Genomic DNA, 11,614 nt, shown 5'->3' with positions numbered 1-11,614 from the left:
CCACCGGATCACGGTGGCCGGCAGCGGGACCGACGGGACGTCAGGACAGGCCGAGCTCGTCGTCGAGCAGCGCGAACACCTCGTCGTCCGAGGCCGAGTCGATGTCGAACTCCTCCTCCTCGGCCCGTGCTTCGCCGCGCAGGGCCTCCCACTTGGCCCGGAGCACCTCGAGGCGACCGGACACCTGCTGGTGGACCTGCGCATCGACGTCCAGCTCCGCGATCGCCTTCTCCAGCGTGTCGAGCGCGCCGAGGACCGTCCCCGGTCCGGCGTCCCCTTCCGCCGCGAGCCGGGTGTGGAGATGGCCCACGAGCTCGGCGGGGGTCGGGTAGTCGAACAGCAGCGTGGCAGGCAGCCGCAGCGCCGTGGCCCTGTTCATGCGGTTGCGGAACTCCACGGACGTGAGCGAGTCGAAGCCCAGATCCTGGAATTGCCGGGTGGCGGCGATCGCCTGCCCGTCCGCGTGTCCGAGGACCGCCGCGGCCTGGTCGCGGACCAGGTCCAGGAGGACGTCGCGGCGTTCGTCGTCGCTCAGCCCGCCCAGCCGCTGTGCCAGGCCCTCGGCGGCGTTGGACACGGCCGTCACGGTCCGGCGAGAGGGGGTGTGGATCAGCCCGCGCAGCAGCGCCGGCGTCTCCCCCAGGGTGCGCAGCGCCGGAAGGTCGAGCCGTACCGGCACCACCACGGGGTCCGCACCGGCCAGGGCCGCGTCGAACAGCGCCAGGCCCTGCTCGGCCGACAGCGCGGGCATACCCGAGCGGGCCAGCCGCTGGAGATCGGCGTCATCGAGGGTGCCGGTCATGCCACCGGACTGGTCCCACGGGCCCCACACCAGCGACACACCGGCCAGGCCCTCTGCGTGACGCCGCTCCACGAGCGCGTCGAGGAAGGCATTACCGGCCGCGTAGTTGCCCTGACCCGCGCCGCCGAACGTACCGGCGACGGACGAGAACACCACGAAGGCACCCAAGTCCAGGTCGCGGGTCAGCTCGTGCAGATTCCACACCGCGTCCACCTTCGGCCGCAGCACCGCGGACACCCGCTCGGGAGTGAGCGAGCCGATCACACCGTCGTCCAGGACACCTGCCGCGTGCACCACGGCACTGATCGGGTGCTGAGCAAGGAGCTCGGCCACACCATCACGGTCGGCGATGTCACACGCGGCCACCACAGCCTCGGCACCCAGCTCCGCCAGCTCCGCGACCAGCTCCTGGGCACCATCGGCACCCAGTCCCCGGCGACTCACCAACAGCAGGTGCCGCACGCCATGCTCGGCCACCAAGTGCCGTGCCACGAGCGCACCCAGGCCACCCGTGCCACCGGTGACGAGCACCCGGCCCTCGGCGTCCCAGACCACCGGCTCGGAACCTTCGCCCGGCACCCGGGCCAGTCGCGCGGCCGTGAGCTCGCCCTCACGCAGGGCCAACTGCGGCTCGTCGGAAGCCAACGCCTCCGCCAGCGGCAGAGACGTCACGTCCTCCGCGCCGAGGTCCAGCAGACCGAAGCAACCGGGGTTCTCCGACTGCGCCGAACGCACCAGACCCCACACCGAAGCAGCAGCCAGATCAGCACCGTCCACCGCGCCACGCGTCACGAACACCAGACGCGAACCGGCGAACCGCTCCTCCTCCAACCACCCCTGCAACTGACCCAACGTCCGGGCCACCAGATCGTGCACGGAGCCGGCCGTGTCGGCGCCGGCCACACCGGCCACGGGGATCAGGACCACATCCGGCAGCGCCAGGCCGGAAGCCTTCAAGGACTCCAGGTCCGGGTGCAGGACCATGCCCGGCAGGGCCTGGGCCAGACCGAACGTGTCCGGGCCGACCAGCGCCACCGTGTCCGTTCCGGTCGGCTCGACCGTCCGCACCGGCGTCCAGTCCACCCGGAACACCGAGTCATCGACCGGCTTTTCGGGGCCGTTCAGCTGTTCGGGCGTCACGGTGCGGACCAGCAGCGAATCCACCGAGGCGACGGGGGCGCCCGAGGTGTCGGCGAGCGCGATGGACACCGCGCTCGCACCGGCCCGGGTCAACCGCACCCGTACGGCGGAGGCACCGGACGCGTGGAGCGAGACACCTTCCCACGAGAACGGCAGGCCACCACGCTCATCGGAATCGAAGCCGGTGAACACCGAGGCGTGCAGCGCGGCATCGAGCAGGGCGGGGTGCAGGCCGAACCCGTCGGCCTCCCGGCCGTCCGCTGCCGGCAACGCCACCTCGGCGAACACCTCGCCGTCACGCCGCCACGCCGCCCGCAGCCCCTGGAACTCCGGCCCGTACACGAATCCGTCCTCGGCCCGTGCCTCGTAGAAGCCGGCCAGGTCCACCGGCTCGGCCCCGGCCGGGGGCCACACAGCGGCGTCGAAGCCGGTGTCTGCCGGGTCCGTTCCCGGGACCAGCGCACCCATCGCGTGCTGCGACCAGGGCAGTTCCTCGCCGCCGTCGGGGCGGGAATGGACCGTGACCGCGCGCCGACCGGCTTCGTCGGCGACACCCACGCGGACCTGCAGCTGGACGCCACCCTGCTCGGGCAGGACCAGCGGTGCGGCGAGGGTCAGCTCGTCGATCCGGTCGCAGCCGACCTCGTCACCGGCACGGATCGCCAATTCTACCAAAGCGGTACCAGGCAACAGAACCCTGCCCATCACCACATGATCCGCCAGCCACGGATGCGACTGCACCGACAGCCGACCGGTGAACAACACACCCTCACCACCGGCCAGTTCCACCGCCGCACCCAACAACGGATGCCCGGCAGACCCCAGACCGACCGCACGCATATCACCCGGGGTGCTCAGCGCACCCGCCGGCCAGAACCACTGGTGCTGGAAGGCGTAGGTGGGCAGGTCCACCCGCTCGGCGCCGGTCCCGGCGAAGAACGCCTCCCAGTCGACGGGGACGCCTTGCACGTGCAGCCAGGCCAGGGCGGTGACTGCCGCGGTCTCCTCCGGACGGTCCTTGCGCAGAAGGGGAACCGTCACGGTCTCCTCGGCCACCGACTCGGCGGCCATCGCGGACAGCACACCGTCCGGACCCAGCTCCAAGAACGTTCCGACGCCCTCGGCCGCCAAGGTCCGTATCCCGTCGGCGAAGCGGACCGCTTCACGGACGTGGCGCACCCAGTACTCGGGCGAGCACAGCTCCTCGGAGGTGGCGAGCCGCCCGGTGAGGTTGGACACCACCGGTACCGAGGGAGCACTGAACGACAGACCGCTCACCACCGCGCGGAAGCCCTCCAGCATCGGCTCCATCAACGGCGAGTGGAAGGCGTGCGACACCGGCAGGCGATGCGTCTTGCGGCCCTCGGCCGCAAGCTTGGCCGCGAGCTCCAGGACGGCGTCCTCGGCGCCGGAGACGACCACCGACGACGGGCCGTTGACCGCCGCGACCGACACCTCGTCGGTCAGCAGCGGCAGCACCTCCGCCTCGGTCGCCTGCACGGCCACCATCGCACCGCCCTCAGGCAGCGCCTGCATCAAACCGGCACGTGCCGCGACCAGTCGGCCGGCGTCCTCCAGCGAGAACACCCCCGCGACATGCGCCGCGGCGATCTCACCGATGGAGTGACCGGCCACGAAGTCCGGGGTGATCCCGAGGGACTCCACCAGCCGGAACAGCGCCACCTCCACCGCGAACAACGCGGGCTGCGTGCAGGCGGTCCGGTTCAGCTCGTCGGGGTCGTCACCCCACATCACGTCCCGCAGGGGCCGGTCCAGGTGCTCGTCGAGCACCGACAGGACCTTGTCCAGGGCGTCCGCGAAGACCGGGAACCGGGCGTACAGCTCACGCCCCATTCCGATCCGCTGGCTGCCCTGCCCGGAGAACAGCACCGCCGGCGAACCCGCACCGGCCGCCGTGCCCCGGGCCGCCTCGATCACCTGGTCGCCGGTGGCCAGCAGCACCGCGCGGTGCTCGAACACCGAACGGCCGGTCACCAGCGAGAACCCGACGTCGACCGAAGTCGCCGCCGTGTCCTGCGCCACGAAGGACCGCAGCCGGTCCACCTGGGCGTCGAGCGCAGCCTCGGACTTGGCCGACACCAGCCACGGCACCACGCCCGGCGAAACCACCGGCTCCCGGCTCGGCTCCTTCACCGAGGGGGCCTGCTCGACGATGACGTGCGCGTTGGTGCCGCTGATACCGAAGGACGAGATGCCCGCGCGGCGTGCGTGACCGGTCTGCGGCCAGGCCGTGTTCTCCCGGAGCAGCTCCACCGCGCCGGCCTCCCAGTCCACGTGCGAGGAAGGTTCCGTCACGTGGAGGGTCTGCGGGAGGACGCCCTCCCGCATGGCCATGACCATCTTGATGACACCGGCAACACCGGCCGCGGCCTGCGTGTGACCGATGTTGGACTTCACCGAACCGAGCAGCAGCGGACGCTCCCCGTCACGGTCCCGGCCATAGGTCGCCAGCAGTGCCTGCGCCTCGATCGGGTCACCCAGCGTCGTACCCGTACCGTGCGCCTCCACCGCGTCCACGTCCTCAGGGGACAGACCGCCGCTCGCCAGCGCCTGGCGGATCACCCGCTGCTGCGACGGACCGTTCGGAGCCGTCAGACCGTTCGAAGCACCGTCCTGGTTGACCGCGCTGCCGCGGACGACCGCGAGGACCTGATGGCCGTTGCGCCGGGCGTCGGAGAGACGCTCCAGCACCAGCATGCCGACACCCTCCGACCAGCCCACACCATCGGCCGAGTCCGAGAACGCCTTGCACCGGCCGTCCGCCGACAGGCCGCGCTGACGCGAGAACTCCACGAACACCGACGGCGTCGACATGACCGTCACACCGCCCGCCAGCGCCAACGAGCACTCGCCACTGCGCAGGGCCTGCGCGGCGAGGTGGAGGGACACCAGCGACGACGAGCACGCGGTGTCGACCGTCACCGCCGGGCCCTCCAGCCCGAAGGTGTACGAGACGCGGCCGGAGGCCACACTGCCCGCACTGCCCTGGCCCTGGTGGCCCTCGAACTCCTTGCCGCTCAGCGTGCTGCCGTAGTCGCTGTACATCACACCGGCGAAGACACCGGTCTGGCTGCCGCGCAGCGACGCCGGATCGATACCGGCCCGCTCGAACGCCTCCCACGACGCCTCCAGCAACAGACGCTGCTGCGAGTCGGTGGCGAGCGCCTCACGCGGGCTCATCCCGAAGAACTCCGGGTCGAACTCACCCGCGTCATGCAGGAAACCACCGGAACGCGTGTACGACGTACCCGCATGCCCCGGGTCCGGGTTGTACAGACCGTCGACGTCCCAGCCACGGTTGACCGGGAAAGCGGACACGGCGTCCGTGCCCTCGGTGACGAGCCGCCACAGATCCTCCGGCGAGCTCACCCCACCCGGGTACCGGCACGCCATCCCCACGATCACCACGGGGTCGTCGCCCGTCGTCGTGCGCGACGGGGCCGGCACGGCGACTGCCGCGTCCGAGCCCAGCAGTTCGTCTTCGACGAACGACGCAAGGGCCTGGACGCTCGGGTAGTCGAAGACCAGCGTGGCCGGCAGCCGGAGTCCGGTGACGGTGTTCAACCGGTTCCGCAGCTCCACCGCCGTGAGCGAGTCGAAGCCGAGGGCGCGGAACGCCCGCGACGGGTCGATCTCATGGCCACTGACATGCCCCAGCACGAGAGCCACCTGGCTCCGGACCAGGTCCAGCAGCGCCTCACGGCGCTCCTCGCCGCTCAGTCCGGACAGTCGCTGTACCAGACCCGCGGCCGTGCTCGAACCGGCCACCGCGGCCCGGCGGGAACGCACCCGCACCAGACCGCGCAGCAAGGACGGCACCTCGCCCGAGGCACGCAGCACTGGCAGGTCCAGCCGCACCGGCACCACCACGGGGTCCGCACCGGCCAGGGCCGCGTCGAACAGCGCCAGGCCCTGTTCGACCGACAGCGCGGGCATACCCGAGCGGGCCAGCCGCTGGAGATCGGCGTCATCGAGGGTGCCGGTCATGCCACCGGACTGGTCCCACGGGCCCCACACCAGCGACACACCGGCCAGGCCCTCTGCGTGACGCCGCTCCACGAGCGCGTCGAGGAAGGCATTACCGGCCGCGTAATTGCCCTGACCCGCGCCGCCGAACGTACCGGCGACGGACGAGAACACCACGAAGGCACCCAAGTCCAGGTCGCGGGTCAGCTCGTGCAGATTCCACACCGCGTCCACCTTCGGCCGCAGCACCGCGGACACCCGCTCGGGAGTGAGCGAGCCGATCACACCGTCGTCCAGGACACCTGCCGCGTGCACCACGGCACTGATCGGGTGCTGAGCAAGGAGCTCGGCCACACCATCACGGTCGGCGATGTCACACGCGGCCACCACAGCCTCGGCACCCAGCTCCGCCAGCTCCGCGACCAGCTCCTGGGCACCATCGGCACCCAGTCCCCGGCGACTCACCAACAGCAGGTGCCGCACACCGTGCTCGGCCGCCAAGTGCCGTGCCACGAGCGCACCCAGGCCGCCCGTGCCACCGGTGACGAGCACCCGGCCCTCGGCGTCCCAGACCACCGGCTCGGAACCTTCGCCCGGCACCCGGGCCAGTCGCGCGGCCGTGAGCTCGCCCTCACGCAGGGCCAACTGCGGCTCGTCGGTAGCCAACGCCTCCGCCAGCGGCAGAGACGTCACATCGTCCGTTCCGAGGTCCAGCAGACCGAAGCAACCGGGGTTCTCCGACTGCGCCGAACGCACCAGACCCCACACCGAAGCAGCAGCCAGATCAGCGCCGCTCACCGCGCCACGCGTCACGAACACCAGACGCGAGCTCGCGAACCGCTCCTCCTCCAGCCACCCCTGCAACTGACCCAACGTCCGGGCCACCAGGCCGTGCACGGATTCGACCGTGTCATGGCCGGCAACGGGGACCAGGACCACACCCGGCAGAGCCGTGGCGGCAGCCACCGACGCCAGGTCCGCGTGCAGAGCCATGTCCGGCAGGACGTCAGCCAGCCCGAACACATCCGGGCCCACCAGGGCCACCGACTCGGCGCCCGGCGAAGCGGCTCCCCGCACCGGCGACCAGTCCACCCGGAACATCGCGTCCCCGACCGGCATCTCCGGGCCGCCCAACTGCTCGGGCGACACAGCACGGACCAGCAGCGAATCCACCGACGCGACCGGAGCACCCACAGCGTCGGCGATCGCGATGGACACCGCGCTCGCACCGGCCCGGGTCAACCGCACCCGTACGGCGGAGGCACCGGACGCGTGGAGCGAGACACCTTCCCACGAGAACGGCAGGCCACCACGCTCATCGGAATCGAAGCCGGTGAACACCGAGGCGTGCAGCGCGGCATCGAGCAGGGCGGGGTGCAGGCCGAACCCGTCGGCCTCCCGGCCGTCCGCTGCCGGCAACGCCACCTCGGCGAACACCTCGCCGTCACGCCGCCACGCCGCCCGCAGCCCCTGGAACTCCGGCCCGTACACGAATCCGTCCTCGGCCCGTGCCTCGTAGAAGCCGGCCAGGTCCACCGGCTCGGCCCCGGCCGGGGGCCACACAGCGGCGTCGAAGCCGGTGTCTGCCGGGTCCGTTCCCGGGACCAGCGCACCCATCGCGTGCTGCGACCAGGGCAGTTCCTCGCCGCCGTCGGGGCGGGAATGGACCGTGACCGCGCGCCGACCGGCTTCGTCGGCGACACCCACGCGGACCTGCACCTGTACGGCGCCCCGCTCGGGCAGCACCAGCGGTGCGGCGAGGGTCAGCTCGTCGATCCGGTCGCAGCCGACCTCGTCACCGGCACGGATCGCCAGTTCCACCAACGCGGTACCGGGCAGCAGAACCCTGCCCATCACCACATGATCCGCCAGCCACGGATGCGACTGCACCGACAGCCGACCGGTGAACAACACGCCCTCACCACCGGCCAGTTCCACCGCCGCACCCAACAACGGATGCCCGGCAGACCCCAGACCGGCCGCACGCATATCACCCGGGGCATTCAGCGCACCCGCCGGCCAGAACCACTGACGCTGGAAAGCGTACGTGGGCAGATCCACCCGCCGGGCGCCCTCGAACACGGTCTCCCAGCTCACCGGGGTCCCGGTCACGTGGATGCGTGCGAGTGCCGTCATGGCCGCGAGCTCTTCGGGCCGGTCCTTGCGCAGGACCGGAACCGTGACCGTGCCGTCCGGCACCGAGGCCTGGGCCATGGCGGACAGCACACCGTCCGGCCCCAGCTCCAGGAACGTTCCGACGCCCTCGGCCGCCAAGGTCCGTATCCCGTCGGCGAAGCGGACCGCTTCACGGACGTGGCGCACCCAGTACTCGGGCGAGCACAGCTCCTCGGGGGTAGCCACCTGCCCGCTGAGGTTCGAGACCACCGGCACCGACGGCTCAGCGAAGGCCAAGCCCTCGACCACCGCGCGGAAGTCCTCCAGCATCGGCTCCATCAGCGCCGAGTGGAACGCATGCGACACCGACAACCGCGACGTCTTACGACCCTCGGCAGAAAGACGACCCGCGAGCTCCAGCACCGCGTCCTCGGCACCCGAGACGACCACCGACGACGGACCGTTGACCGCCGCGACCGACACCTCGTCAGTGAGGAACGGCAGCACCTCCTCCTCGGTCACCTGCACAGCGACCATCGCACCGCCCTCAGGCAGCGCCTGCATCAAACGGCCTCGAGCAGAGACGAGACGGCACGCGTCCGACAGCGACAGCACACCCGCCACATGGGCAGCAGCCACCTCACCAATGGAGTGACCCGCCAGGAAGTCCGGCTTCACACCCCACGAACGCACCAGACGGAACAACGCCACCTCGACCGCGAACAACGCGGGCTGCGTCCGACTCGTCTCGTTCAGCAGAGCGGCATCGTCACCCCACATCACCTCACGCAGCGAGCCCTCCACCAGCGGCTCCAGCTCCGCCAGCACCACATCCAGCGCCTCCGCAAACACCGGGAAACGCTCGTACAGCTCCCGGCCCATCCCCAGCCGCTGCGCACCCTGACCCGAGAACAGCAGTGCCGTCTTCCCGCCGGTGGGCGAACCCTCCAGCACCGCGGGGTCCGGTGCGCCGGCCGACAGGGCCGCCAGACCGCGTACGGCCCGCTCGTGGTCGTCGGCGAGCACAACAGCCCGGTGCTCGAACACCGAGCGGCTGGTGGCCAGCGAGAACCCGACGTCAACGGACCGGATCCCGCCGTCCCGCACAGCCGACAGCAAGCGATCGGCCTGTGCCCGCAGCGCCTCGGCCGTCCGTCCCGACAGGACCCACGGCACCACGCCGGACTCCGGCATCGGCGACTCGTCCGGCCCCGCCTGAGGGGCGTCCGCCGCGGGGGCCTGCTCCAGGACGACGTGCGCGTTGGTGCCGCTGATGCCGAACGACGAGACACCGGCCCGCCGCACCCGGCCGGACTCCGGCCACGCCGTGTTCTCCGTCAGCAGCTCGACCGCGCCCGCCTCCCAGTCCACGTGCGAGGACGGGGTGTCGACGTGCAGGGTCTGCGGCAGGACACCCTGCCGCATGGCCATGACCATCTTGATGACACCGGCCACGCCGGCCGCGGCCTGTGTGTGACCGATGTTGGACTTCACCGAACCGAGCAGCAGCGGACGCTCCTCGTCACGGTCCCGGCCATAGGTCGCCAGCAGTGCCTGCGCCTCGATCGGGTCACCCAGCGTCGTACCCGTACCGTGCGCCTCCACCGCGTCCACGTCCTCAGGGGACAGACCGCCGCTCGCCAGCGCCTGGCGGATCACCCGCTGCTGCGACGGACCGTTCGGAGCCGTCAGACCGTTCGAAGCACCGTCCTGGTTGACCGCGCTGCCGCGGACGACCGCGAGGACCTGGTGGCCGTTGCGCCGGGCGTCGGAGAGACGCTCCAGCACCAGCATGCCGACACCCTCCGACCAGCCCACACCGTCGGCCGAGTCCGAGAACGCCTTGCACCGGCCGTCCGCCGAGAGGCCGCGCTGTCGCGAGAACTCCACGAACACCGACGGCGTCGACATGACCGTCACACCACCGGCCAGCGCCAACGAGCACTCACCGCTACGCAGGGCCTGCATCGCCCAGTGCATCGCGACGAGCGACGACGAGCACGCCGTGTCGACGGTCACCGCCGGGCCCTCCAGGCCCAGCGTGTACGACACGCGGCCCGAGGCCACGCTCGGTGAGGTGCCGCTGCCCTTGAAGCCCTCGAACTCGTCCCCACCGAGAACGACGTTGTAGTCGTTGTACATGAGGCCGGCGAAGACACCGGTCTGGCTGCCGCGCAGCGACGCCGGATCGATACCGGCCCGCTCGAACGCCTCCCACGACGCCTCCAGCAACAGACGCTGCTGCGAGTCGGTGGCGAGAGCCTCACGCGGGCTCATCCCGAAGAACTCCGGGTCGAACCCACCCGCGTCATGCAGGAAACCACCGGAACGGGTGTACGCGGTCCCCTGGTGATCCGGGTCCGGGTTGTACAGACCGTCGACGTCCCAGCCACGGTTGACCGGGAAGCCGGACACCGCGTCGGCACCTTCGGAGACGAGCCGCCAGAGGTCCTCGGGCGAGCTCACCCCACCGGGGTAGCGGCACGCCATACCGACGATGACCACCGGGTCGTCGGCCACCGGCGGCAGCGCCCGCACGGGCACCGAAGACTCGGCCGCGGCGCCGAACAGCTCGTCCAGCAGGTAGTCCGCCAGCACGTCCGGTGTCGGGTAGTCGAACACCAGCGTCGCCGGCAGCCGCAGACCGGAGACCGTGCCCAGGCGGTTCCGCAGCTCCACCGCCGTGAGCGAGTCGAAGCCGAGGGCGCGGAACGCCCGTGCCGGATCGATCTCGTCGCCGCCGGCATGCCCCAGCACCAGGGCCACTTGGCTCCGGACCAGGTCCAGCAGCACCTCACGCCGGTCGGCTTCGTCGAGTCGGCCCAGCCGCTGCACGAGACCCGCGGCGGCGCTCGATCCCGTCACCGCGGCCCGGCGGGAACGCACCCGCACCAGACCGCGCAGCAGGGACGGCACCTCGCCCAGGGTGCGCAGCACCGGCAGGTCGAGCCGTACCGGCAGGACGACGGGCTCGTCGGACGCCAGTGCGTTGTCGAACAGCGCCATGCCCTGCTCGGCCGACAGCGCGGGCATACCCGCACGGGCCATGCGCTGGAGGTCGGCTTCGGTGAGCGTGCCGGTCATGCCACCGGACTGGTCCCACGGGCCCCACACCAGAGAGATGCCCGGCAGGCCTTCCTGGCGGCGCCGCTGTACGAGCGCGTCGAGGAAGGCATTACCGGCCGCGTAGTTGCCCTGACCCGCGCCGCCGAACGTACCGGCGACCGAGGAGAACACCACGAAGGCACTCAAGTCCAGGCCGCGGGTCAGCTCGTGCAGATTCCATGCCGCGTCCACCTTCGGCCGCAGCACCGCGTCGACGCGCTCGGGCGTCAGGGAAGCGATCACACCGTCGTCGAGCACACCCGCCGCGTGCACCACGGCAGTGATCGGGTGCTGAGCCAGGAGCTCGGCCACACCATCACGGTCGGCGATGTCACACGCGGCCACCACGGCCTCGGCACCCAGCTCCGCCAGCTCTGCGACCAGGTCACGGGCTCCATCGGCGCCAAGGCCCCGGCGACTGACGAGCAGCAACTGCCGCACACCGTGTTCGGTCACGAGGTGCCG

At 71.4% G+C, this 11,614-nt stretch carries 1 protein-coding gene (cut by a window edge); it reads right to left on the bottom strand.

From position 1 onward, the window contains the following. Positions 1-40 precede the first annotated feature (40 nt). Positions 41-11,614 carry the 3' portion of a type I polyketide synthase gene (locus JO379_RS34320; RefSeq protein ID WP_209518061.1) on the bottom strand. It continues 20,754 nt past the right edge of the window, so only the last 11,574 of its 32,328 coding nucleotides appear in the window; its start codon lies off the right edge, out of view — the gene reads right to left on this strand; the stop codon is at positions 41-43.

Source organism: Streptomyces syringium, from assembly GCF_017876625.1.
GTDB lineage: Bacteria > Actinomycetota > Actinomycetes > Streptomycetales > Streptomycetaceae > Streptomyces > Streptomyces syringius.
The sequence above is the reverse complement of the archived record's forward strand: the minus strand, read 5'-3'. Positions and strand labels throughout refer to the sequence as shown.